This is a genomic window from Rosenbergiella epipactidis (assembly GCF_018494055.1).
In the GTDB taxonomy this organism is placed as follows: domain Bacteria; phylum Pseudomonadota; class Gammaproteobacteria; order Enterobacterales; family Enterobacteriaceae; genus Rosenbergiella; species Rosenbergiella epipactidis.
Genome location: NZ_JABBFQ010000002.1, coordinates 370,106 through 392,460 on the forward strand (window position 1 = coordinate 370,106; position 22,355 = coordinate 392,460).

Annotated in this window: 25 protein-coding genes, 1 tRNA gene and 1 pseudogene; 15 read left to right on the forward strand and 12 right to left on the reverse strand. The window is 45.0% G+C overall.

The genetic code is table 11. From position 1 onward, the window contains the following. The first annotated feature begins 159 nt into the window (after nucleotides 1-159). Nucleotides 160-468: a DUF1294 domain-containing protein gene (locus HGT71_RS04580; RefSeq protein WP_214216792.1), complete on the forward strand. Its 309-nt coding sequence runs from the start codon at nucleotides 160-162 to the stop codon at nucleotides 466-468. 47 nt (nucleotides 469-515) lie between these two features. Here the strand turns inward: HGT71_RS04580 and HGT71_RS04585 are convergent, their stop codons facing one another. Next, nucleotides 516-1,835: a gluconate:H+ symporter gene (locus tag HGT71_RS04585; protein WP_214216793.1), complete on the reverse strand. Its 1,320-nt coding sequence runs from the start codon at nucleotides 1,833-1,835 to the stop codon at nucleotides 516-518. 91 nt (nucleotides 1,836-1,926) lie between these two features. Next, nucleotides 1,927-2,955: an L-idonate 5-dehydrogenase gene (idnD, locus tag HGT71_RS04590; protein ID WP_214216794.1), complete on the reverse strand. Its 1,029-nt coding sequence runs from the start codon at nucleotides 2,953-2,955 to the stop codon at nucleotides 1,927-1,929. A gap of 264 nt (nucleotides 2,956-3,219) precedes the next feature. Here idnD and HGT71_RS04595 point away from each other — a divergent pair, with 264 nt between their 5' ends. Next, the gene (locus tag HGT71_RS04595) at nucleotides 3,220-4,743 is read left to right on the forward strand and encodes a BCCT family transporter (protein WP_214216795.1); all 1,524 of its coding nucleotides are present in this window, start codon (nucleotides 3,220-3,222) and stop codon (nucleotides 4,741-4,743) included. 43 nt (nucleotides 4,744-4,786) lie between these two features. On the opposite strand, the gene HGT71_RS04600 is transcribed toward HGT71_RS04595, so the two are convergent. From HGT71_RS04600 to HGT71_RS04610, 4 genes are all read right to left on the reverse strand, one after another. After that, a complete protein-coding gene (locus HGT71_RS04600; RefSeq protein WP_214216796.1) occupies nucleotides 4,787-5,131 on the reverse strand; it encodes a YnfA family protein in 345 nt (114 codons plus the stop codon). A 113-nt stretch (nucleotides 5,132-5,244) separates the two neighbouring features. Next, on the reverse strand, nucleotides 5,245-5,538 hold the full coding sequence (locus HGT71_RS15935) for a nuclear transport factor 2 family protein (protein WP_338327762.1): 294 nt from the start codon (nucleotides 5,536-5,538) through the stop codon (nucleotides 5,245-5,247). Between the two features lie 28 nt (nucleotides 5,539-5,566). Further along, on the reverse strand, nucleotides 5,567-5,710 hold the full coding sequence (locus HGT71_RS15940) for a hypothetical protein (RefSeq protein WP_338327763.1): 144 nt from the start codon (nucleotides 5,708-5,710) through the stop codon (nucleotides 5,567-5,569). 15 nt (nucleotides 5,711-5,725) lie between these two features. Then, entirely contained in the window at nucleotides 5,726-6,337 is a 612-nt protein-coding gene (locus HGT71_RS04610) for an NAD(P)-dependent oxidoreductase (RefSeq protein ID WP_214216797.1), read from the reverse strand. A gap of 148 nt (nucleotides 6,338-6,485) precedes the next feature. On the opposite strand from HGT71_RS04610, the gene HGT71_RS04615 reads away from it, so the two are divergent. Next, nucleotides 6,486-6,860: a winged helix-turn-helix transcriptional regulator gene (locus tag HGT71_RS04615; protein WP_214216798.1), complete on the forward strand. Its 375-nt coding sequence runs from the start codon at nucleotides 6,486-6,488 to the stop codon at nucleotides 6,858-6,860. On the opposite strand, the gene HGT71_RS04620 is transcribed toward HGT71_RS04615, so the two are convergent. Beyond that, nucleotides 6,843-7,577 (reverse strand): GNAT family N-acetyltransferase, encoded by a 735-nt coding sequence (locus tag HGT71_RS04620; protein WP_214216799.1) that lies wholly within the window; start codon nucleotides 7,575-7,577, stop codon nucleotides 6,843-6,845. The two genes, HGT71_RS04615 and HGT71_RS04620, sit on opposite strands and share 18 nt — an antisense overlap. A gap of 402 nt (nucleotides 7,578-7,979) precedes the next feature. On the opposite strand from HGT71_RS04620, the gene HGT71_RS04625 reads away from it, so the two are divergent. The 8 genes and pseudogenes from HGT71_RS04625 to HGT71_RS04660 all read left to right on the forward strand — a co-directional run. After that, nucleotides 7,980-8,171, forward strand: a complete 192-nt coding sequence (locus HGT71_RS04625; RefSeq protein ID WP_214216800.1) for a type II toxin-antitoxin system HicA family toxin — start codon at nucleotides 7,980-7,982, stop codon at nucleotides 8,169-8,171. A 16-nt stretch (nucleotides 8,172-8,187) separates the two neighbouring features. Then, nucleotides 8,188-8,658, forward strand: a complete 471-nt coding sequence (locus tag HGT71_RS04630; protein WP_214216801.1) for a type II toxin-antitoxin system HicB family antitoxin — start codon at nucleotides 8,188-8,190, stop codon at nucleotides 8,656-8,658. A 412-nt stretch (nucleotides 8,659-9,070) separates the two neighbouring features. Continuing rightward, nucleotides 9,071-10,051 carry a DUF1852 domain-containing protein gene (locus HGT71_RS04635; RefSeq protein WP_214216802.1) on the forward strand — a complete coding sequence of 327 codons (981 nt, stop codon included), beginning with the start codon at nucleotides 9,071-9,073 and terminating at the stop codon, nucleotides 10,049-10,051. Between the two features lie 27 nt (nucleotides 10,052-10,078). Further along, nucleotides 10,079-11,110, forward strand: coding sequence for a methionine synthase (locus HGT71_RS04640; protein ID WP_048913674.1), 1,032 nt, complete (start codon nucleotides 10,079-10,081; stop codon nucleotides 11,108-11,110). A 630-nt stretch (nucleotides 11,111-11,740) separates the two neighbouring features. Next, nucleotides 11,741-12,106 (forward strand): tlde1 domain-containing protein, encoded by a 366-nt coding sequence (locus HGT71_RS04645; RefSeq protein WP_214216803.1) that lies wholly within the window; start codon nucleotides 11,741-11,743, stop codon nucleotides 12,104-12,106. After that, entirely contained in the window at nucleotides 12,106-12,540 is a 435-nt protein-coding gene (locus tag HGT71_RS04650; protein WP_214216804.1) for a Shiga toxin A subunit, read from the forward strand. The genes HGT71_RS04645 and HGT71_RS04650 overlap by 1 nt, the downstream gene beginning before the upstream one ends. Before the next feature lie 179 nt (nucleotides 12,541-12,719). Further along, the gene (locus HGT71_RS04655) at nucleotides 12,720-13,154 is read left to right on the forward strand and encodes a Shiga toxin A subunit (RefSeq protein ID WP_214216805.1); all 435 of its coding nucleotides are present in this window, start codon (nucleotides 12,720-12,722) and stop codon (nucleotides 13,152-13,154) included. Nucleotides 13,155-13,346: 192 nt separating this feature from the next. After that, nucleotides 13,347-13,649: pseudogene (locus HGT71_RS04660) on the forward strand (DUF1493 family protein); the annotation flags it as partial. Nucleotides 13,650-13,760: 111 nt separating this feature from the next. Here the strand turns inward: HGT71_RS04660 and HGT71_RS04665 are convergent. The 3 genes from HGT71_RS04665 to HGT71_RS04675 all read right to left on the reverse strand — a co-directional run bounded on the left by HGT71_RS04665 (nucleotide 13,761) and on the right by HGT71_RS04675 (nucleotide 15,388). Then, nucleotides 13,761-14,114, reverse strand: a complete 354-nt coding sequence (locus HGT71_RS04665; protein ID WP_214216807.1) for a hypothetical protein — start codon at nucleotides 14,112-14,114, stop codon at nucleotides 13,761-13,763. Next, complete coding sequence (locus HGT71_RS04670; protein ID WP_214216808.1) at nucleotides 14,101-14,748, reverse strand: pesticin C-terminus-like muramidase; 648 nt, start codon at nucleotides 14,746-14,748, stop codon at nucleotides 14,101-14,103. The genes HGT71_RS04665 and HGT71_RS04670 overlap by 14 nt, the downstream gene beginning before the upstream one ends. 554 nt (nucleotides 14,749-15,302) lie before the next feature. Further along, a tRNA-Leu gene (locus tag HGT71_RS04675) sits at nucleotides 15,303-15,388 on the reverse strand. A 244-nt stretch (nucleotides 15,389-15,632) separates the two neighbouring features. Between HGT71_RS04675 and HGT71_RS04680 the strand changes: the two genes are divergently transcribed. The 4 genes from HGT71_RS04680 to HGT71_RS04695 all read left to right on the forward strand — a co-directional run bounded on the left by HGT71_RS04680 (nucleotide 15,633) and on the right by HGT71_RS04695 (nucleotide 19,908). Continuing rightward, the gene (locus HGT71_RS04680; RefSeq protein ID WP_099822885.1) at nucleotides 15,633-16,181 is read left to right on the forward strand and encodes a YjjA family protein; all 549 of its coding nucleotides are present in this window, start codon (nucleotides 15,633-15,635) and stop codon (nucleotides 16,179-16,181) included. Nucleotides 16,182-16,309: 128 nt separating this feature from the next. Then, on the forward strand, nucleotides 16,310-16,987 hold the full coding sequence (locus HGT71_RS04685; protein ID WP_214216809.1) for a MarC family NAAT transporter: 678 nt from the start codon (nucleotides 16,310-16,312) through the stop codon (nucleotides 16,985-16,987). A gap of 86 nt (nucleotides 16,988-17,073) precedes the next feature. After that, on the forward strand, nucleotides 17,074-18,576 hold the full coding sequence (locus HGT71_RS04690) for a helicase HerA-like C-terminal domain-containing protein (RefSeq protein WP_214216924.1): 1,503 nt from the start codon (nucleotides 17,074-17,076) through the stop codon (nucleotides 18,574-18,576). Between the two features lie 57 nt (nucleotides 18,577-18,633). Further along, nucleotides 18,634-19,908, forward strand: coding sequence for a DUF445 domain-containing protein (locus HGT71_RS04695; protein ID WP_214216810.1), 1,275 nt, complete (start codon nucleotides 18,634-18,636; stop codon nucleotides 19,906-19,908). 47 nt (nucleotides 19,909-19,955) lie between these two features. Here the strand turns inward: HGT71_RS04695 and lptG are convergent, their stop codons facing one another. Together lptG and lptF are read right to left on the reverse strand one after the other, a co-directional pair. Beyond that, a complete protein-coding gene (lptG, locus tag HGT71_RS04700; RefSeq protein WP_214216811.1) occupies nucleotides 19,956-21,032 on the reverse strand; it encodes an LPS export ABC transporter permease LptG in 1,077 nt (358 codons plus the stop codon). Then, a complete protein-coding gene (lptF, locus tag HGT71_RS04705; RefSeq protein ID WP_214216812.1) occupies nucleotides 21,032-22,132 on the reverse strand; it encodes an LPS export ABC transporter permease LptF in 1,101 nt (366 codons plus the stop codon). Before lptF ends, lptG begins: the two co-directional genes overlap by 1 nt. Nucleotides 22,133-22,355: the final 223 nt, after the last annotated feature.

A 22,355-nucleotide genomic window follows, 5' to 3' on the forward strand; every position in this document is an offset into this window, starting at 1 on the left:
ACTCCTCACTATGTTTCAGTAAATGAGAATTTTCGACACTTTATTTCGATCTTACAGTAGAACTACCCACTACTTAGTCCTTAGAGCCTCGTCTAAAACGTATGAGATTGATAAGCAAAAAACAACTAACCTAATGAAAAACAAAAATTTTATTTACTAATGAATTTCTTCCTTGCAATCTTTAGCATCTATAAAGCTGAATGGATTAGCCTCGCTTTAGTCAATCTGGTAACTTTCGTGCTATTCGCCATAGATAAACGAGCAGCGATTAAGCACACTTTTCGTGTCACTGAAAAGTGGTTGCTACTTTATTGCTTACTGGGAGGCTGGCTCGGTGGCCTCATTGCTCAACAACTCTTTCGACACAAAACACATAAACAGCCTTTCAAGAGTCTCTTTTATCTCACCATCCTTTTGGACTGCATCGCGGTGATACTCTACTTGTCTCGTGGTGCACTGCTGCATTAGCGGTAAAGCTTCGCGAGAAGTCAGCCACTCCTCGCGAGGTCGCTTTTCTATGTCACAATAACTTCAAGAATTAACACGCCTGCTAAGCCAACCACTGAGATAATAGTTTCCATCACGGTCCACGTTTTTAATGTTTCGACGACACTCAGGTTAAAGTACCCCTTGAATAGCCAAAACCCTGGATCGTTAACATGTGAGGCGATAACGCTACCGGCGCCGACTGCGAGCACCATTAATGCCGGATCGGTATGCGTTACAGCAATAATCGGGGTCACAATGCCCGCTGTCGTAATGGCTGCAACGGTAGCTGATCCTAAGGCGATCCGTAACATGGCAGCAACGGTCCAACACATTAACAGTGGTGAAAGCGAGGAGTTACGCATCATCTGCGCGATATATTCGCCTACCCCACTATCGACTAAGACTTGTTTGAATGCTCCCCCTCCGGCGATGATAAACACAATCATGGCGATAGCCGCAATTGACGAGCCGCACATTTCCATCACTTCATCAATCTTACGCCCATTACGTAGACCGAGTGTTGCCACGGCAATAATCACTGAAATAAACAACGCCACCGCAGGGTTACCAATAAATTCAAAGAATTGGCGAATAGGATTTCCTTTGGCAACCGTTAATTCGAAGACAGCCGCCAAAGCCATCAATACCACCGGGATTACCGCAGCAAAAATACTGGTCCAGAAGCCTGGCATCTCAGCATCGGTGAATATCTTGGTATTATAAAGTCCCTCTGGCGGCGACTTTTCAAACTTCTTGAGAAATTTGGAGAAAATAGGTCCCGCAATGATGACAGTAGGCAGCGTTAAGATCATGCCATAAAGTAACGTTGTACCGAGGTTAGCGCCGAAAATCGTGGCTATCGCAGTCGGACCGGGATGCGGGGGGAGAAAACAGTGTGTCACCGACAACGCCGCAACCATCGGTACCCCCACGTACAGCAGCGGAATACCCGCTGCGACGACAACGGTATAAACCAGCGGTAGCAATAAAACGAAACCTATCTCGTAGAACATCGCTAGACCGACGATCAGTCCTGTTACCATCATCGCCCATTGTACGCGCTGTTTACCGAAGGCATCGATTAAGGTCATCGCAACACGCTGCGCAGCACCAGTGTCTGAAACCAATTTACCCAGCATGGCACCGAAGCCTAAAATCATCGCTAATCCACCCAACGTATTCCCTACGCCTTTTTGAATCGAGGCAATAACTTGTAGCGGTGTCATCCCTTCAGCAATACCGACAACTGCAGAGACAAAAATTAGCGCGAGAAAACCATTCACTTTGAAAACGATCATTAATACCAGTAACAGCACAACACCCAGAGCAATGATAGTAATAGGCATATAACCTACCTTATTAAATTATTATTTTGATGGAATGCGCAGGCGCGTTAGCGTTTAAACTCAGCCTTATTCGCCCGACCCAGTGTTAAGACTAAAACACTAACTGAACCTTTGATGCCTGTTGCTTGTCCCCAGCAAATTGCAGGGCTTCGTCAACCTCTCGATAGCTATATTCACCACTAAACAGGGGTAAAGGATTGATTTTGCCACTTGCCAACCAGTCGACCGCCGTAGTGAATTCATGGGTAAAACGAAAGGTGCCAACGATTCGTAGCTCTTTAGCAATAACCGTCATCATCGGAAATTGTGGAATATCGCCGCCCATACCGACCTGGACAATGCACCCTCTTGCGCGAGTCACGTCGATACAGCGTGTTAACGCACTGGGATGCCCTGATGCCTCAAAACTTACGTCAAAGGCCCCTTTTTGCGCACGATAAGCGGTCATCTCATCATTAGCCAATAAGGTGACTGATGCCCCCAATTTATCGGCTAGCGTCAGCGCGCGAGGACTGATATCACTACAAACGATCTCTCTCGCGCCGCTCGCCTTCGCCACCGCGACCAGTAAACAGCCAATCGGCCCAACACCGGAGATAAAAACACGCTTATCTGCTACGCCACCAGCCTGATTCACTGCATGGAGGCACACCGCGAGAGGCTCAGCGAATACCATTATCCGATCATCGAGCGACGCATCGAACGGTACGCACTGTGCGCTATCGACAATTTTGTATTGTGTAAACCCCCCGTCAACGTGTGGGTTCATCATCGCACTGCCGAAAAAACGCATCGCCAAACACTGATTCGTGTCTTCGGTTAAACAGTATTGGCATTCTCCACAGGCTTTAGAGGGATTGATCGCCACTTTTTGTCCTGGCTTGAGCTGTGAGTTATCCGATTTCTCTACCGTACCGATCACTTCATGACCGAGGATCATTGGCATCTTAATAGCAAAGTTGCCGACCTTCCCGTGCTGATAATAGTGCAGATCTGAACCACAAATTCCGCCACGGGAAATTTTTACTAAGGTTCCTTCTCCTTGATAAGTCACCCTCTGGCTGATGACTTCGACCTGCTGTTTTCCTTTCACTACGCAAGAGTGAGTAGATAGCGTCATGCTTGCCACCTTAGTGGAATGAATAAGCAGGATATAAAATAGGTAAATTCCATTTTAATCTGTCGATTAGCGCACTAAACCGCGATATCGATGATGAGGATTTTTCACACTGTGACTAATCCAGAATTTTACCATTCAATAAAATAGTGCTACTCAACGCTTAAAACTGATTTTTTTAATTGAACGCTCAATCAATTAAACTCATAATCGCCATAAGTTAAATCAATGTTTCATTTTTGTTTAAATTTTGATTCAGGAAAATATATGGCGCTACTCAACTATCATGTTAAACCGACCACGAGTGTACGCGTGAATCTCCCTGTCTTTTTGAGTTCATCCCTACTCATCCTTCTGCTCGGAATAGTCACCGTCCTCTATCCTGTCGCCAGCCAATTATGGTTAACCCGAGCGCAAACCTGGGTTACTGCGGTGTTTGGGTGGTATTACATGTTGCTGATGGTGCTGTCGATGGGGTTTGTCTTTTGGCTAGCCTGCTCGCATCATGGGACTCAATTACTGGGGCATGAAAACGAAGCGCCTGAATTCAGTTATCTCTCTTGGATTGCCATGTTGTTCTCTGCCGGCATTGGTATTGCACTCGTCTATTACGGCGCCTATGAACCTTTAGCTCATTTTCTGCAGCCGCCAGAAGGGCAAGGGGGGACTGTCCATGCGGCACGGGAAGCCATGGCGATTACGTTCCTCCATTGGGGGCTACATGGCTGGGCACTGTATGCACTGATCGCAACGGCTCTTGCTTGGTTTGCCTATCGACGGGATCAACCCTTAGCCCTGCGTTCGGCACTCTACGGTCTCTTTCGTCATAAGATCCACGGTTGGATTGGCCATACCGTCGATACCTGCGGTATTTTAGTCACGGTGGTCTCGATGGTGACAAACCTTGGAATCGGTGCGTTACTCGTCAAAGCTGGGTTAAATTATCTCTTTGATTTACCTCAAACTCCGCAGTTACTCTTCACTCTGATTATCATCATGATGATCGTGGCCACAGTCGCCACCGTCATCGGAATTGAGAAAGGGATTGCGTTCCTTTCTAACCTCAATGTTGGCTTCCTCTGCTTATTACTTCTCTTTCTTTTTATCACAGGTCCTACCCTGACGATGCTAAATGGGTTACTGCAAAATACCGGGGATTACCTGTCGAGTGTTGTGGCAAAAAGCTTTGAGGTTTATCTCTATAGCAAGGCAGAAAAATGGCAGGGAGCGTGGACGCTCTTCTATTGGGCGTGGTGGGTCGCTTGGGCACCGTTTGTCGGGCTATTTATCGCTCGTATCTCCCGTGGCAGAACCATTCGCCAATTAATTTTAGGGGTGATGCTGATCCCTCTCGGTTTCACCTTGGCGTGGCTCTCTCTTTTCGGTAATACCGCTATTTCATTAGTGCTCGATCAAGGGCATGCGATTCTAGGGCAAATTGCGTTATCGGATCCCCCAATGGCGGTCTATAGACTACTAGAGTATCTTCCTTGGCCTACTCTGACTGCGGTGTTCACGGTAGTGATCAGCTTTGTACTATTCCTCACTCCGGTGGATTCCGGCACGCTGATGATTGCCAATCTCGCCAGTAAAGGCGGGACCTCTGAGGATGACGCCCCTGTTTGGCTTCGCCTCTTCTGGGCAATCGTGACCACCGTGCTATGCGCTGGACTACTTTATGCAGGCAGCTTCAGTGCTATGCAAACGGCTGTAGTGGTCGCTGGCCTTCCCTTTTCCGTGGTGATTTTACTTTATATGGTGAGCCTGTATCGCGATCTACATCGTGCTTGATCGCTCGTCCCCACGCCTTAATGGAGTGCTGTGGGGACCTCTTCTATTTTATCAGCCATTTAGATAAGGGCTGCCCCATGATTACGATAACGCCCAGAAAAATGATTAGAGCCCCGAGATAATCATCCCGTCCTAGGCTGATGCCATCGACCCAGCGTAACCAAGCGAGTGCCACTAAGATATAGACACCACCGTACGCCGCATAGGTACGCCCTGCTGCCGCGGGATGTAGCGTCAATAGGCCACAAAAAATAACTAAAGAACAGAGGGCAGGAATCAACAGGATTAACGGTTTACCTTGTTTGGCAACTAACCACGGCAAGTAACACCCGATAATCTCCGCAGTGGCAGTGATGATAAACAGTAAAAAGTAGTAGACGTATAACAAGGGGCGTTCCCTCAGCAGTAATCAATTATGAGGGAACGTAGCTGACGGGGCCGAAAGAAACAAGTCAGCGACGACTATTTATGCTGACTCGGTACTAAGCGGCTCGTTTTGGCTTAAAACATCGTATTATCGTTGGCGGCAGTTTTAGGGACCTCTTGGATGACATCCCAATGTTCAACGATCTTACCGTCGCGTACGCGGAAAATATCCACAATCGCTTCTCCACGATCTTTCGCATTTTCTGTCGAATGGATATGCAACCAGACCAAATCGCCATCTACCGCGCTACGAATAATCTTGGCGCGCGATTGCGGGTGGTGTTTAAAATAATCGGTAAAGTAGCTGACAAAGGGTTTCTTACCGTCGCGTACCTGTGGATTGTGCTGACGGTAGTCTTCAGCGACCACTTTCGCTGCTTCATCAACGTTATGCTGATTAAAAAAACTGGTTATAGAAGTTGACCACCAGCTGGCGATTTGCCTCTGTCGACGCTGAGCTAGCCTGTGACGCCGTCGCCGCCATCAAGGCTGAACTCACCAGTAACCCTGCCGTAAGCAGTAACGTTTTCATTTTATGCATGATGGTGCTCCTCGTTTAATAACCGACTGTAAAACGTTGGCGCGAATGTGCTGGTTTTTCAATTTCGTCGACAAGAGCGATAGCATAATCCTCGTACGAAATGCGGCTCCCTTGTTCATTACTCAACAATGTGTCGCGACCTAGACGGAAGTTACCCGTTCTCTCTCCTGCCTCAAACAGGGCCGATGGCGAGATAAACGTCCAATCCAATGATTTTTCTTCGCGTAACCGATTAAGAAAATCTAGGCCAGCACGAGCCTCGGGTAAATAAGCCTCAGAAAAATTAGGTTGATTAATCAATAATTGCCCTGGTGCAACCTCTAAACTTCCTGCGCCGCCCACCACTAAATAACGAGCAACACCTGAATCTTTCACTGCCTCAATTAAGGTTGCAGGGGCGACTTGCGCAAACTTCACTGCACTGACCACAACATCGTGTCCCGCTAAGGTTTCAACAAAAGCTTGGGTATCGTTAATATCCCCTTTCACTACCGAGACATTGGGTAAGTTAGGAATCGACGCCGGTTGACGAGCTATTGCCGTTACCTGATGACCGCGTTCTGATAATTCTTTAACAATACGTGAACCCACCTGACCTGACGCACCAACAACTGCTACAGAAACCATGATAACCCCCTTGATAAAATGAAGACCTAGTCTTAATTGTAGACCGGTTGAATTGATGCTACTGTGCCGCTGAAATCTTTGCAAGAGGTTGTCCTCTTGTACCTAGGTCAGGGTAAAATGACTGCCCTATCAGAAGGAATAGAGTCTTATGGCAAATAACTATGCGGAATTTGGACATCCCTGCCCGATTCGCGATGTATTAGATCGTATTGGTGATCAGTGGAGTTTATTGATTTTGGAATCCTTAGCGAATGAAACCTATCGCTTTAATGCGCTGCACCGCGAGATTGGCGATATCTCACGCCAAATGCTAACGGTAACCTTGAAAAGGCTAGAGTTTGACGGCTATATATCCCGCACCGTTTTCGCAGAAGTGCCGACACGAGTAGAGTATCGGCTCACTGCTCTGGGTGAATCTTTCCTACAGCCTTTACGACAATTGGTGGAATGGGCAGATACCCATCACGAGGCGATTTGTTACGCACGTAAAATAAATGGCGATAGCTCACTCAGTGGTCAATAGTGCTTTACGTTGATTTTCGATCAGCTCGCCCAGCTTTTGTCGCTGTTGCCCTTGCTGATCGAAATTATCTCGGGCAAGCCACTGCTGGTAAGCTTTCTGCAACGCAGGAAAATCGCTATCGATAATTGAGAACCACGTGGTATCACGATTGTGGCCCCGTGCCACCATGGCTTGTCGAAAAAGCCCTTCGTAACTAAAGCCTAATCGCAATGCTGCAGCACGTGACGGATGGTTATGAGCGTTACATTTCCATTCCACACGCCGGTAACCGAGTTCGCCCAAGGTGTAATGCAACAATAGGCTGATAGCCTCTGTCGCTAATCGCGTACGTTTAAGCTGCGGTGAATATGTAACATGACCAATTTCAATCACACCTTGCTGAGCATCAATACGCATCAGCGCAATACTTCCCACCGCTTGTTGCGTACTTAAATCAATAATTGCGTAATGCAAAGGGTCATTGAGTGTTTCCAAACGAGCCAGATAGGTTTGATACTCCGCCAGATCACGAAAAGGTCCAGAGAGTAAATAGGTCCAATCCCGTTCATCCTCTGCTTGCCTCAATGCGTCGAACAGTTCTTGGCTATGTGCGGCGACACTAATCGGTTCGAGCCGACAGTAGTGGCCATCGATCACTGTCTTACTCGGGAGTTGCGCCCCTTGCCAATTCTCTACCGGTTCACCAATCGGTTGCTGAAATTCGTTCACTCGCGTCATGCTAGCCCTTATCGTTAATGATTGTGATGAAGAAAAAAATTCACAATGACGTGATGACAAATAAGCTCATCACTCACCTATAAAGTTTACTTACTGATATCCTATAAATGACTAATCAGTCATGCTTTCGCGACCTTCCAAGGGCCTTACTGCTCACACTATTGATAGCACATTAAAAGTTATCGATGCACCCTAATCATTCTCAGCGACGACAGGCAGATACGGTTCTCGTCGGCATTCAGTGATCCATTAACGCTGAAATTAAAACTGTGAAATTACTCTGAAATAACGAGTCAGGGCTTTGCCAGACAGTGACTCAATCTTGATCCTACACATAAAATCAGTCGAAACACTTTTGGCATACATATATGTGTGTATACTCATTGAGTGTAGGGAGAAGAAATGAAATCCGCTGAGCTCATAAAGGAATTAATCGCAGCCGGATGTAAGCTAAAACGCCATAACGGGGGGAGTCATCAAATTTGGTGGTCTCCGATAACCGGAAAAACGTTTCCTGTCCCCCATCCAAAGAAAAATCTGCCGCCAGGAACCCTTAGCGTAATTAAAAGACTGGCAGGCATCCACTCCCTGTAAATAATGGAGGTGAAAAATGTTTTTTACAGTTGGTATCGAAGAACCTTGCGAAGAAAATATCGCTTATGGACTGTCTATCCCAGCCTTTGATAAATACGGCTACGGTTGTGTCTCTGCTGCCGATCAGCAGGCAGATATTCCGATTATGGCAAGAGAAGCTATCCTGACGATCATCGAAGAAATGCTACTATCAGGCTCCCATTTTCTCGAAGAGATTACCGATGAGGGGGTCACCACTTATTCAAAAAATACCGATTATCTACACTGTAATACATGGTTTATGCTTGATGTTGAATTATCTTCATTCGAAGGCAAGCAGCAGCGACTCAATATTACGCTACCCGATATTCTTGTAAAACGTATCGACGGCTTTGTGGCGGGGCATCGTTTAGATTATAAAGATAGAAGTCATTTTCTTGCTCAAGCCGCTAGACGTGAACTCGCCAACCGCTTGGTGAAAACCGAGACCCCACGTGACACTCAATAAGGGACACATCGCCCCCTGATGGATGACTAACATGACGTTTCGTCATGTTACCTATTGGGGTAACGGGCTGTAAATGAAGATATTACGATAAGCTTAGTTATCAGATTGCCCACGACTGACGACCAGTACATGAGCACTTCTCATCAACTTGAGCAAACCTTATTACCTTTACTAACAATAATTTACCTATAACACCCATCATACCTACTTCCCTGTTCCTCGGTAAACCGACTACAACATGAAGATGACTCATACAGAAGTGAAATTAAGTCACTTCCCCTGCCGCGTCGACTCTGGCATAAATAAGTCATTGGCGGCAGACAGTATGTTTCACTGAACTCGACGCGCTTCGAAAACAATTATAGTCAGCGTGCGAATCAGGCATCACAACAGAATTAGGATACCAATAATAATGAATAATGCATTTTCCTTTAGTATCAGTAGCCTTCGCTTAGATGAGCATTACAATCCTTCAGAGAGTACACGCATCACTACCAATTTTGCGAACCTCGCCCGGGGCGAAAAACGTCAGCAAAATCTACGTAATGCATTAACCATGATCAATAACCGTTTTAACTCCTTGGTCACTTGGGATAATCCAAATTCTGACCGTTATACGGTTGAGCTAGAAATCGTTTCAGTCGGCATGAAAATTAATGCGAGTAGTCAAGATAGTTTCCCAGTGATCGAAATTTTGAAAACCACCGTGGTGGATAGCGAAACCGGCCAACGTATTGAAGGCATTGTGGGGAATAACTTTTCTTCTTATGTGCGCGACTACGATTTTAGCGTCGTACTCCCCGAATTCAATCAAGGTAAGGCCGAGTTTTCTATTCCTGAGAATTATGGTGTCCTGCACGGTAATATTTTCAAGGCGTTCGTTAATTCTGAAACCTATTCCCAGCATTTTAGTAAACAACCGGTGATTTGTTTAAGTGTTTCCAGCAAAAATGTCTATAAACGTACCGGTCACATTCACCCTGTATTAGGCATTGAGTACCAACAAGATAAGCCGTCGTTAACCGATGACTATTTCGGCAAGATGGGCCTTAAGGTACGTTACTTTATGCCTGCCAACAGCGTTGCGCCACTGGCCTTCTATTTCCAGGGTGATTTGCTCAGTGATTACAGTAACTTCGAACTTATCAGTACGATTAGTACCATGGAGACGTTCCAAAAAATTTATCGCCCTGAAATCTACAACGCGAATTCGCCGGCGGGCTTATGTTATCGACCGGCATTGAATCATCAAGATCACTCATTAACAGTGATTGAATACGACCGCGAAGAACGTACGCGTTTGGCAACTGAACAAGGTAAATTTACCGAAGAACACTTTATTAAGCCGAACCAAACACAACTTGAACAATGGTCAGCTCAGCAAGCTTTCTAATAAATTAAAACGATAAGGTCACCTGTTATGAAAATTTTGTTACCTACCTCCACAGCGGGCAGCTTACCAAAACCTTCTTGGATTGCTGAGCCAGAAAAATTATGGTCGCCGTGGAAACTCGAAGGCCAAGAGTTGATCGATGGTAAGAACGACGCGTTACGCCTTTGCTTAGATGACCAAGTGCGCGCCGGGATCGATATTGTCAGTGATGGTGAGCAAACGCGCCAACACTTCGTGACCACCTTTATTGAGCACTTAGATGGCGTCGATTTTGAAAAACGCGAAATCGTCAAAATCCGTAATCGCTACGAAGCAAGCGTTCCTTCCGTCGTCGGCCCGGTTTCTCGTCCTAAATCAGTCTTTGTTGAAGACGCGAAGCGCTTACGTCAACTGACTGACAAACCGATTAAATGGGCTCTGCCTGGTCCAATGACCATGATCGATACTCTCTATGATGGGCATTATAAGAGCCGCGAAAAACTGGCATGGGAATTCGCAAAGATTCTGAACCAAGAAGCGAAAGAGCTTGAAGCCGCAGGCATTGATATCATCCAGTTCGACGAACCCGCATTTAACGTGTTCTTCGATGAAGTCAATGAATGGGGTATTGCCGCGTTGGAGAAAGCGATCGAAGGCTTACAATGCGAGACAGCGGTCCATATTTGCTATGGCTACGGTATCAAGGCCAATACCGATTGGAAAAAGACCCTCGGCGAAGAGTGGCGTCAATACGAAGAGATTTTTCCAAAGTTACAAAAATCGAATATCGATATCGTCTCTCTGGAATGTCAAAACTCCCGCGTACCGATGGATTTGATCGAATTAATCCGTGGTAAGAAAGTAATGGTCGGTGCCATTGATGTCGCCACCAATACGATCGAAACCCCAGAAGAAGTGGCAGAAACGCTGCGCAAAGCCCTGCAGTTTGTGGACGCTGATAAGCTTTACCCGAGCACTAACTGCGGAATGACGCCGCTGTCGCGTGATGTCGCTAATGCAAAATTACGCGCATTAAGTGCCGGTGCCGCAATTGTACGTAATGAATTATTGAATAAATAAGTCGCCCATTTATTGCCCAGTAGAGTTAGCCATCATGGCTGATATTTACTGGGCGATTTGTTGATCAACGCCCTCAGCCGTTCCCTCTCTTTTACCATAAAAATTTATCTCGCCGGTAATCGTCCTACTTAATATCCTCCTACTTAAAAAATAGTATGTGCAGGATCTAGAACAAATAAAAATAATCAATAAAACTAGTGCCATAGCATTATCTCAACTCAACGAATCTCTATTAACCGGATGAGTCGCCAAGGAACCGAAGAGTTACTATCGGCAGGCTATTTAGAGCTAAGCTTGACCATGATAATACCTCTATCTTGGCCCTGAAATTTTCCCAAATCCCAATTTTTCAGTAAAAGGTACCGCTTAGTTAACGCAGGTAAAATAACCAGAGAAGCTGAAAATATTATCGACAGGGATAAACTGACTTTCTTAGAGACTTTTTAACCTTAATTAAAATTGGATTTACTTAACTAAATTTGACGAGTTTATGCTTGCTCGAAAAATTTATAATCAATAAATTAAGATTTATACTTATAAATAATAGAATTTATAAAGTAATCAACTATACAGTCGTGTTCTTGAGCGATATAAAAGCATGATATTAACCAAGACGACAAGGATAGCGTTATGGCATGGTTATATCGCGTCAATACTAAGCAGTTTTTTCTTAATGGACATTATCGGTTTTCAGCGAAATACTCAGGCCGCCCCGGCTATCAAGATAATAGTGACCACCAGTGTGTTAAATCAAAAGGCCCCATCCCTAAAGGTACTTATACCATTGGTAGGCCTTTCCATCACCCCAAAACAGGTCGTTGGACATTAAGACTGACGCCTTCCCCCTCCAATCAGATGTGTGGTCGAAGCGGTTTTATGATTCACGGTGACAGTGGAAAACACCCTGGAGAAGCTTCTGAGGGGTGTATTATTTTGGATTTTTTTTATAGAAAAATGATAACCGAAACAGGTACTACATTGCTTGAGGTCGAATAATGCAAAAATTTATTGCCGCTTTTTTATGGTTACTATCTGTTCCAGCTCTTGCGAATGACAACGTTGGATGCGCCAAGGTTGGTGCCTCAATGTATATAGGGTTAACCGATGCTATTGTCAACGATCTAAAAATTAATCCAGATCAGATTATTAGAGATAACGTCGCCGTTGAAGTCCTATCTATATTACCTATATCAAAATTATATGCTGAGCAACTGGCTGACTACGACTATAAACATCAACCCTTAGACGTGCTAGACAAAGAAGACTACCTAGAAGGTTATACCACAAACGATGTCAGGATTATTGTTGCGAAATATACTTATCGCAATATTAAAAATCAGAAAAACATATTTATCGCATCAAGCCTACAAAATAATAATGAATGTTCATTACGGTTCAATGGTTATTTAATAATTAATAGGGGGTTTTGACTTATTATTATATATCTCGATAATATAAATATTTAATTATTAGTACGTTACACCACCTAAAAACAGCTCATTGGAGCTTGATATTAGCGCCTTCACCTTCCAACCAGATATGTGCCGAAGTGGTGTTATTGTAGAGTGATAATAACTAGAAGTGAATTTACACTACTGAAGGTTGAATAATGAGAGTATTTATTATTATTTCTATACTTCTTTTTCCTCGTCATGCTTTAGCCATTAACAATGCTGGCTGCGCTAAAATTGGTGCCTCGATGTATATAGGGTTAACCGATGCAATCGTTGAGGATCTGAGTATTAGTAGGGATCAGATTATCCAAAAAAATGTTAGCGTTGAGGTTATTTTAGTTTCCCCTATCACGAAAGTTTATGCTGAGCAACTGGCCAAAGAGGACTATAAAAAACTGGATATTCATATCCTCAGCCTTGATAATTATATCGACGGTTACTCTACAGACAATACCGAAGTGATCATTGCAAAATATATCTACCGTAATGCAAAGAATCAAAAGAATATTTTTATAGCCTCTAGCCTAAAAAATAAATACGAGTGTTCAGTTCGATTTAATGGATATTTGATTGTAGAGAGAGAGTTTTGAGTTTTGGATTTTGGTTAAAAACCTCTTAAAGAAAGCCTATGCCATTGGATATGTGATTAAAGCGGTTCAAAGATTCATGGCAACAGTCAAAAACATCCTGGCGAAGCTTCTGAGGGGTACTATTTTGGATTTTTCTTTTAGAGAAATAATAACTATAAGCGGTATTACTGTACGTAAGTAACTCTCGATACTAGCCTTTCAACAGGTAAGTATCCTCGGGCCAGAGAGACCGGTGATGAGATCATGAATGACTATTTTAAACGTTTTAACCTCAAGAGTAGTGAGTTTAAATTTTTACTTTACTGGCCTTATGAAAAAAGTTTATTACCTAATTTTTTAAGACCTTTATCTCATAAGGGCCCTGAGATCTCTCCAAAACCTTTAACGGTTAGTATGTTGTTGGAATCAGCGAAAGCTGGATGCTGGCTTTTATATGAGTTAATGATGCCGATAAACCAATATTCTCATTATTCGACCTTACGGCTTACTTTTTGAAAGAAGAGGTTTAACGTTGTAGTACTTTTCGTACCATACGATTACGGCGTCTTTGATGAGGAGTTTTACCATTATTTTACCCTCTTTAAACACTTTACATTTTTTTAGTGATTAATAATTCAGTCTTTCAAAAAATTTAGCTTCAGATAAGTATTCATTTGCTAAACACTCATTAATCATTGCTATCTCTGCATCAGTATTGAGTGATTCAAAGATGAAAAGCTGACATTTTTTTTCTATTGTTTTATTCCACGATTTATTCAAGTTGATTATCTTACTTTTCTGCTCTGGGAGATTTTTAATTGCCTCTTGTATTTTTTTATCCAACAGCGCTTTAGAATCTTCAGCTTTCTTAATATATTTTTCGTTTATCTCTTGTAATTGATGTACTTCCGTTTCGGTAAATGCTGCTTTGGCATAGGGGATGAGTAAAACAGCAATCCAAAATGTATTAATAATTTTCATAGAAATCGACCCTTCTTTTAAACCTATCTTTCGGAACGAATAACCAAAGCGATCTATCTGAAAGCATTTTACCAAAACTTTCTAAGTCACCGTCATAGGCTAATCGTTGTAAATGAGATCTTGTAGAAACATTGTAATCTCCACGATAACGTAAATCGATTAGAATCTCTTTTATTTTTTCCGGGATATTATCCCACGCTAAGCGTGGTGAGATATTAGGATTTGAATGATATTCTATTATAACTTTTTTATCTTTGCATATTCTTTCCACATCCTTTTTCATTTCTTCATAAGCCATTGTAAAAAGTATTAATTGTTGTCTATCAGTAATTTCACCTAAGGTCTCCCTATTTTCCAGGACAAATTTATGTGCCAAGCACCCTTTCAATTTAGCCGCATAGGATAATTTCTCTGCTTTTTCCTTTTCGATACCAGCTTTTTGTAGTGATATAAATACTTCAGATCTAGTCCTATCTCCAAGATCAAATCCCCGACCAATAGTTACTCCAGAATTATTTTTTCCGCAAAATGCCGCACTCCCAGGCCAGTGTATTTTCTTGGAATAATCTCTGCTCGACTTCAAATCATTTCCTTCTGCCCTAAAAGTTAGTAATCCTATACTGGGCTCTAACATATGCTAACTCCATTTATTTACTTTAAATATTATACTTTTCCATAGTTTCAAACCTATAAATAAAAACATCCATAACAAGAGACTATTTATCAAAAATAGCATTTCAAATATCAACTATCGAAATGAAATATATGATATTACGTTTGTTATTTATATTTGATTTTTACATTATATAAAAAATAAATTATCAAAATCTCTCCCTCAATTATCACCACTCTCTTTGAGAGAAAAATAAACTTCATCAATTCAATGTTACGTAAGCATGAGTATAAGATAGCACTACCATTTTGGTGTCTGGTACTGACAAATTCCCTTTAAACTATGCCAACGTTCTGATTTCACATAATGCGTATGCTTGGATGAATTCACCACGATTGTAGGATTCTTTTTTTCTCGCTAAACGCTCGTTCGGGTTCAGGCGATTCAACGCATCAATTTTTCTAATATAAGTAATACTGGGGGATTTTTTAGAACTGTATAAAGCGAATGACAGGAACTGACCAAACTCCAGACACAAAAAAAGCCGCTCTTAAGCGACTTGATTTCATCTTACTTGGTGCCGAAGGCCGGACTTGAACCGGCACACCCAAAGGGCGGTTGATTTTGAATCAACTGCGTCTACCGATTTCGCCACTTCGGCACTGAAGGGGATGTGTAAACGTGGCCGATTATACCTGCCTGACCGACGTGCGCAAGGGGATTAACGTCGAGTTGCGTTCGATTGCTGAAAAAAACGGCGAATCGTTTTTTTAGGGTGCTGCAGAAAGGCTAGTTAGACAGATAATTCCGATAGGACTAGGCTTAGGTTAGAAATTCTGAACTTAATTTGCTACAACGTCCCTAATCACTATTGGACTTCCTATCTACTGCAATGAGGCAACATTATGCGTTCTCCATCTAAAACTCTTCTCGCTCTTGGCTTCGCTACCGCCGCTTTCACCTCTTTCGCCCACGCCGCAAGCTGGCAGGATAAACTGAGTAGCACTGCTTCAGACTTGATGAATAATTCAGGTAATAGCCAAACTAGCACATCAGGTACCGCAGCCAATGGTGGTTTATCCCTCGGCTCGATCACTCAGCTGCTAGGCGGTGGCAATAGCGCGGTCAGCGCTAATAGCATGTCGAACGTTACGGGTATTCTGCAATATTGTGCGAAAAACAATATCGTTGATAACAACGTCAGCTCAGTGGCGGATCAGTTAAAAAGTAAATTAGGGTTAACGGACACTGCCAGCCAATCAACTCAATCCACACAAACGTCTGGTACCCAGCAAGAAAATGGTTATCTGCAAGGGCTGCAGGGACTACTTACCACAGGTAATAATCAGAAAATCGATCTGAAATCCCTGAGTAATACCCAAATGGGGAAAAAGTTAAAAACTAAAGCCTGTAACGTTGTGTTAGACCAAGGTAAAAAATACCTCGGTATGTAATCGCCTTAGGGTGAGCGCCCGCTCGCCCTGTTAAACCGCCGTTTTGTGCCTAATTTTTTACCGCTTATTGTAACTCCCCTCCCCGCGCTCTAGGCTGACTTAACCTGTTCACTCGTTAAGGATTGACTATGATGACGCTGCTTAACGCGATCGGCTGGGGACTGCTGATCCTTTTGCCTCTCGCTAACCCGTTGACTGCGGTAGCGATGTTCCTCAGCCTCGCCGATGATATGAATTTTCAACAACGTAATCGTCAGGCCTTACAGTCGGCGATCTATGTTTTCCTCATTATGCTTATCACTTGGTTTGCGGGAAGCGCGGTGTTGAACACCTTCGGGATCTCCATTCCCGGATTAAGGATTGCGGGCGGGATGATTGTGGCCTTTATTGGTTTTCGTATGCTATTTCCGGTGCAGCAGGTGCACGAAGCCCCGGAGGTTCAGCATAAACAAGACGAGTTGGATGCCACCCCACATAGCCCCCAGACCGTCAATATCGCCTTTGTACCAATCGCCATGCCAGGAACTGCCGGACCCGGGACCATTGCAGTCATTATCAGTACTGCGGCATCGGTAAAATCGGGGGTCGACTATCCCGCTTGGATCCTGATGGTGGCGCCTATTATCTGTTTCGTCCTCGTGGCTATCATGCTCTGGTTAGCGCTGCGCTGTTCCGGTTCGATTATGCGACTTATCGGTAAAGGCGGGATTGAAGCGCTCTCCCGTTTAATGGGATTCTTGTTGGTCTGTATGGGGATTCAGTTTGTGATCAACGGCATCGTCGAGGTTGCCACCCATTTACATTGATAAGTCTAGATTACAGATCCTGCCGATTGACACCTTACAGGGGATCATTGCATTCTTAGGATTTTTCCATGGATGAGACCCTGATTATGACAGAACCGCTACGTATTGCATGCACCAAGGCATTATCACTCGATTTACTGCCTGCCCTTGCTAACCGCCATGGACTGATTACTGGCGCGACGGGGACAGGGAAAACCGTTACCCTGCAAAAATTAGCTGAGTCCTTTTCATCAATTGGTGTTCCCGTCTTTATGGCTGATGTAAAAGGCGATTTAAGTGGTGTCGCGGCAGCCGGTGAAGCATCAGAAAAACTGACCAAACGGTTAGAAGCGATCGGGGTGACAGACTGGCAACCCGTCAATAATCCGGCCGTTTTCTGGGATATCTTTGGTGAAAAGGGTCACCCCGTTCGTGCAACGGTGACCGACTTGGGGCCTTTACTCCTCGCTCGCTTGCTGAATCTTAACGAGGTCCAAACCGGTGTTCTTAATATCATCTTTCGTATTGCTGACGAACAAGGACTATTACTGCTCGATTTTAAGGACCTGCGCGCACTGACTCAGTATGTTGGAGATAACGCGAAAACGTTCACGACCGAATACGGTAATATCAATAGTGCCTCGGTAGGCGCTATCCAGCGAGGGTTATTAAGTCTCGAGCAACAAGGCGCTGAGTACTTTTTTGGCGAGCCGATGCTAGATATTAAAGATTGGATGCGTACCGACGATCAAGGTAAAGGCGTCATCAATATCCTTGCGTCAGAAAAGCTTTATCAGATGCCTAAACTCTACGCCACCAGCTTACTGTGGATGCTCTCTGAGCTTTACGAGCAGCTACCAGAAGTGGGGGATGTCGAGAAGCCGAAACTGGTATTCTTCTTCGATGAGGCACACCTGCTCTTTAACGGCGCGCCCGATGTCCTGCTTGAGAAGATCGAGCAAGTGATGCGTCTGATTCGCTCGAAAGGGGTCGGGGTCTACTTTGTTAGCCAAAGCCCTTCCGATATTCCCGATAATATCTTGGGGCAACTCGGAAATCGGGTGCAGCATGCCTTACGTGCTTTTACTCCTCGCGATCAAAAAGCGGTGAAAGCAGCGGCCAATACCATGCGTGCTAATCCGGAGTTCGACACCGAAGAGGCGATTCAGTCTCTCGGCACAGGTGAAGCCCTAATCTCCTTCCTTGATGAAAAAGGTAGCCCAAGCGTGGTACAGCGTGCCATGGTGATCGCGCCAGGTTCCCGTATGGGCCCCTTAACCAGTGATGAACGTAATGGCCTGATTAATCATTCACCGCTGTACGGTAAATATGATGAAGCAGTCGACCGAGAATCAGCCTTCGAAATGCTGCAAAAAGGGGTAGCGAACAGTGATGCTCAACAGTCATCTAGCGCACCAGCGCCACGGGCTGAAGCCAAAGAAGAAGGCGGTATCATGGATGAAGTGAAAAAAGTCCTGTTCGGTTACACCGGGCCGCGTGGCGGACGCCATGACGGGGTCGTTCAAGGGATGGCAAAAAGTGCAGGCCGACAAGTCGCGAACCAGATCCTTCGCGGCGTATTAGGGAGCCTGTTCGGAGGTCGTAAGTAGGTCATTTTTCAGGTGGTAGCCATCCGGTTGCCACCGCATATCGACTAAGCAGGTGCTATGCAAAAATCTCATGCACTCCGTCGTACCAAGCGAATCGCGCTATCTCTGCTGCTTTGTGCGACCGGACTCTTTATTCTCAGTCTATTTCTTCCCCCCACGTTGGGCGCGCAAGCCCTTAAGTCCGTCGCCGAGGCGGCCATGGTGGGTGGCTTAGCCGACTGGTTTGCGGTCAGTGCGCTTTTTCGCCGCATCCCTATCCCGTTTATTAGTCGACACACTGCGATTGTGCCGCGTAATAAGCAGCGTATTGCCGATAACTTAGGAGTATTTGTTGAGGAGCGTTTCCTTAATGCTGAAGCCCTTTCGCGCTTAGTGCAACAGCACGACCTTTCACAAAAAATGGCCGAGTGGCTGACATTGCCTGCAAACCAGCAACGCTTTGCACGCGCCTTAAAAACAGTACTGCGCGGATTACTGACTGCTAGCAATGACGAGGCAATTAACCGCTTTATTCGTCAAGCAGTAAATCGCGCTATTGATCAGGTCGATTTTCGTCATAGTGCAATCATCTTATTGGAGAGCCTCACTCGTGAGAATCGCCATCAAGCCGTCCTTGATACCGTCATCAGACAGGTGGTAAAGCTGCTTGAAAAACCCAAGACCCGCCAATTTGTTGCTAGCCAGATAGCCGCTTGGTTTCAACGAGAATACCCAACTATTTCGCGAGTGGTCTCGAGCGAATGGTTGGGCGAAAAAGGGGCCGTCAAGGTCGCCAAACTCACCGACCAGATGTTACTCGACGTAGCCAGTGATCCCAACCACCAGCTACGTAGAACATTTAATCGTGCCGTACAGCTGTTTATTCACAGTCTGCAGCATGATCCTAAAATGACCGAGCGTATGGTGCGGATGAAGACATGGTTGAAAGAAGACGAGCATTTCGCCCTTTATATTGGTCAGATTTGGCAAGATCTGCGCGGCTGGTTAACTAACGATTTAGATCATGAAGATTCACGTATCGGCGTACAGCTACAACGCGCTGCTGGCTGGATGGGGGAAACGCTCAGCCGTGATCCGCAACTGCGTGAAGCCTTCAATCAACATATCGAGCAAACTGTGCGAACGGTCGGCCCCGAAAGCGCCCGTTTCTTAACCCGCCATATCAGCGACACGATTAAGAGCTGGGACGATAAATTATTAGTGGAACAGATCGAGATGAATATCGGTAAAGATCTACAATTTATTCGTATCAATGGGACGGTGGTAGGCGGGTTAATTGGCTTAGTACTTTTTGCTTTATCGCAGTTACCTTGGTTAATTCAACAACTTTAGCGACTTACCCCCTAATGCAAAAAGCCCCGTTATCACGGGGCTTTTTTCTATTTCCGTTTAATCAATAACACTAGGCTTAAGGCGAGAAACACGGCACTCGGTACAACCGCGCCAAGCACCGGCGGTAAGCCTTTCACTAAGCTTAACTGGCCAAAGATTTTATCCAATACATAGAAGACGAAACCAAAGCTTATGCCGGTAACCACTCGCTGGCCCATCGAAACACTGCGTAACGGCCCGAAGATAAAGGACAGCGCCATCAGCATCATCACGGCAACCGATAGAGGTTGGACAATCTTACTCCACATATTCAGACGATAGATATCTGACTTCTGTCCGGTCTGGTCGAGATATTGAATGTAGTCGTGTAATCCACGAATGGAGAGCGAGTCCGGATCGAGCGCGACAACCTGTAACTTATCCGGGGTAAGCGCCGTTTTCCAAATGCTACTGACTTGCTGGCTCCCCGTGATTTGCTCGGGATTTGAGAGGTTCGACTCATCGATTTGCGACAAATTCCACTCTTTACGATGCTTATCCCACTGAGCACTGGCCGCATAGCGTACGCTCTCAAGTCGACGTTGATCGTTAAAATGGTAGACTGTCACGCCGTTTAAATGGCGCTCATCTTGTAATTTTTGAATAAAGATAAAGTCATTACCATCCTTCGCCCATAGACCACCTTGGGCCGCTAGTAGCGAGCTACCATCGATCTGTTCTGAGCGGTAATTGTGCGCCAGTTGGTCGCCTGCCGGGGCTAAGAACTCACCAACGGCCATTGATAAAAAGACTAAAGGGATAGCGGTTTTCATCACCGATGCCGCAACTTGTAAACGCGTAAATCCTGCCGCCTGCATCACAACGAGCTCACTGCGCTGGGCTAAGTTACCAAGGCCTAACAACGCCCCGAGCAATGCTGCCATCGGGAAAAATAGCTCTAAGTCAGTCGGTACGCTGAGAATCGTAAAGTAACCCGCATCCCAGACGCTGTAAGCCCCCTTCCCCGTTTTTCTTAACTGCTCTACGAATTTAATAATGCCGGATAACGACACGAGTAAAAACAGTGTCGTCATGATGGTATTAAAGATAGTTTTACCAATATAGCGGTCTAATACGCCAAACATTACGCGACTCCTTTGCGGCTAATCTTCGCGCGTAGCCGACGGACAGGTAAGGTATCCCATGCGTTTAAGACTACCGCTAGGCCCAGATAGAGAATATTCACACTCCACATCCATACCGCGGGATCTAGCCTTCCTTTACTCGCATTGGTTCTAAACGAGCTCTGGATCAGGAAGAAAATTAGGTAGAGGAAAATCGCCGGTAACATGGAGAGAACTCGGCCTTGGCGAGGATTCACTTCGCTAAGCGGTACAACCATTAATGCCATGGCTAATACCGAGAAGATTAATGTCAAACGCCAATGTAATTCAGCTCTGAACTGCGGCGTATTACTGTGCCACAGGGTGGTAAAGGTGGCTTCATCGGCATCATTAGGATCGAGTACCGACTCTTTGTAACCCACGTAAGCACGATATTGCGTAAAGTCTGTAATTCTAAAATCGCGCAGCATGGCGGTACCTTCGAAACGCGTACCGTTATCGAGTGTGATAACTTGGCTACCGTCTTTTTGCTGAGACATATGACCACGGTCGGCCACCACGACTGAAGGGCGTGTATTGTTACGCGGATGCAATTGCGCCAAGAAGACATCGCTAAAATGGTTACCCCGTGCGTTATCGATAAATAGCACGAAGCTTCCATCACTGGAGGGACGGAATTGCCCTGCCGCTAACGCCGCGCTTCCTGGGTTAGCTTGCGCATTCTGTATAATTTGATCTTGATAACGCGCTGACCAAGGGCCAGCCCAAATCACATTGACTGCGGCAACTGCCGACGTAATCAGCATCAAGACCAGTGCCGCTTTCACCAACCCGCTCTTTCCCAACCCACAGGCGTGCATCACGGCGATTTCACTGTCCGTGTACAATTTGCCCAAGGTCATTAGAATGGCAAGGAAAAGGCTTAACGGTAGAATGAGCTGCGCCATCTCTGGTACGCCCAATCCTAAAAGCGTTAGAATCAAGTTTGCAGGGGTATCACCGTCGACGGCAGCCCCTAAAATACGTACTAACTTCTGACAAAAGAAGATTAGTAACAGGATAAAGAGAATCGCTAGTTGACTCTTAAGCGTCTCACGAACCAAATATCTGATTATTATCACGCTAAATACGCCTGTGAAAACTTGTCTTTTTGCAGGAAAGTCGATAATTTCAACGCTTAATTGCTGGTTTTCTTCATCAACACATTTTTGCTGTTACAGTGTATCATATACCCTATGCATGAGTGGTGAGAGCTTTTGCTCGATCACCCTTCAATATAAACGACAATAGCATAAAGTTGAGTATTGACGGTCATTATACACTTAAGCCGTTATGTATGTTAAT

What these genes read in the sequence shown, in the direction of transcription:
- HGT71_RS04580 (WP_214216792.1), top strand. Translation starts at nt 160, where the DNA reads ATGAATTTCTTCCTTGCAATCTTTAGCATCTATAAAGCTGAATGGATT.
- HGT71_RS04585 (WP_214216793.1), bottom strand. Translation starts at nt 1,835, where the DNA reads ATGCCTATTACTATCATTGCTCTGGGTGTTGTGCTGTTACTGGTATTA.
- idnD (WP_214216794.1), bottom strand. Translation starts at nt 2,955, where the DNA reads ATGACGCTATCTACTCACTCTTGCGTAGTGAAAGGAAAACAGCAGGTC.
- HGT71_RS04595 (WP_214216795.1), top strand. Translation starts at nt 3,220, where the DNA reads ATGGCGCTACTCAACTATCATGTTAAACCGACCACGAGTGTACGCGTG.
- HGT71_RS15940 (WP_338327763.1), bottom strand. Translation starts at nt 5,710, where the DNA reads ATGCATAAAATGAAAACGTTACTGCTTACGGCAGGGTTACTGGTGAGT.
- HGT71_RS04610 (WP_214216797.1), bottom strand. Translation starts at nt 6,337, where the DNA reads ATGGTTTCTGTAGCAGTTGTTGGTGCGTCAGGTCAGGTGGGTTCACGT.
- HGT71_RS04615 (WP_214216798.1), top strand. Translation starts at nt 6,486, where the DNA reads ATGGCAAATAACTATGCGGAATTTGGACATCCCTGCCCGATTCGCGAT.
- HGT71_RS04620 (WP_214216799.1), bottom strand. Translation starts at nt 7,577, where the DNA reads ATGACGCGAGTGAACGAATTTCAGCAACCGATTGGTGAACCGGTAGAG.
- HGT71_RS04625 (WP_214216800.1), top strand. Translation starts at nt 7,980, where the DNA reads ATGAAATCCGCTGAGCTCATAAAGGAATTAATCGCAGCCGGATGTAAG.
- HGT71_RS04630 (WP_214216801.1), top strand. Translation starts at nt 8,188, where the DNA reads ATGTTTTTTACAGTTGGTATCGAAGAACCTTGCGAAGAAAATATCGCT.
- HGT71_RS04635 (WP_214216802.1), top strand. Translation starts at nt 9,071, where the DNA reads ATGAATAATGCATTTTCCTTTAGTATCAGTAGCCTTCGCTTAGATGAG.
- HGT71_RS04640 (WP_048913674.1), top strand. Translation starts at nt 10,079, where the DNA reads ATGAAAATTTTGTTACCTACCTCCACAGCGGGCAGCTTACCAAAACCT.
- HGT71_RS04645 (WP_214216803.1), top strand. Translation starts at nt 11,741, where the DNA reads ATGGCATGGTTATATCGCGTCAATACTAAGCAGTTTTTTCTTAATGGA.
- HGT71_RS04650 (WP_214216804.1), top strand. Translation starts at nt 12,106, where the DNA reads ATGCAAAAATTTATTGCCGCTTTTTTATGGTTACTATCTGTTCCAGCT.
- HGT71_RS04655 (WP_214216805.1), top strand. Translation starts at nt 12,720, where the DNA reads ATGAGAGTATTTATTATTATTTCTATACTTCTTTTTCCTCGTCATGCT.
- HGT71_RS04665 (WP_214216807.1), bottom strand. Translation starts at nt 14,114, where the DNA reads ATGAAAATTATTAATACATTTTGGATTGCTGTTTTACTCATCCCCTAT.
- HGT71_RS04670 (WP_214216808.1), bottom strand. Translation starts at nt 14,748, where the DNA reads ATGTTAGAGCCCAGTATAGGATTACTAACTTTTAGGGCAGAAGGAAAT.
- HGT71_RS04680 (WP_099822885.1), top strand. Translation starts at nt 15,633, where the DNA reads ATGCGTTCTCCATCTAAAACTCTTCTCGCTCTTGGCTTCGCTACCGCC.
- HGT71_RS04685 (WP_214216809.1), top strand. Translation starts at nt 16,310, where the DNA reads ATGATGACGCTGCTTAACGCGATCGGCTGGGGACTGCTGATCCTTTTG.
- HGT71_RS04690 (WP_214216924.1), top strand. Translation starts at nt 17,074, where the DNA reads ATGACAGAACCGCTACGTATTGCATGCACCAAGGCATTATCACTCGAT.
- HGT71_RS04695 (WP_214216810.1), top strand. Translation starts at nt 18,634, where the DNA reads ATGCAAAAATCTCATGCACTCCGTCGTACCAAGCGAATCGCGCTATCT.
- lptG (WP_214216811.1), bottom strand. Translation starts at nt 21,032, where the DNA reads ATGTTTGGCGTATTAGACCGCTATATTGGTAAAACTATCTTTAATACC.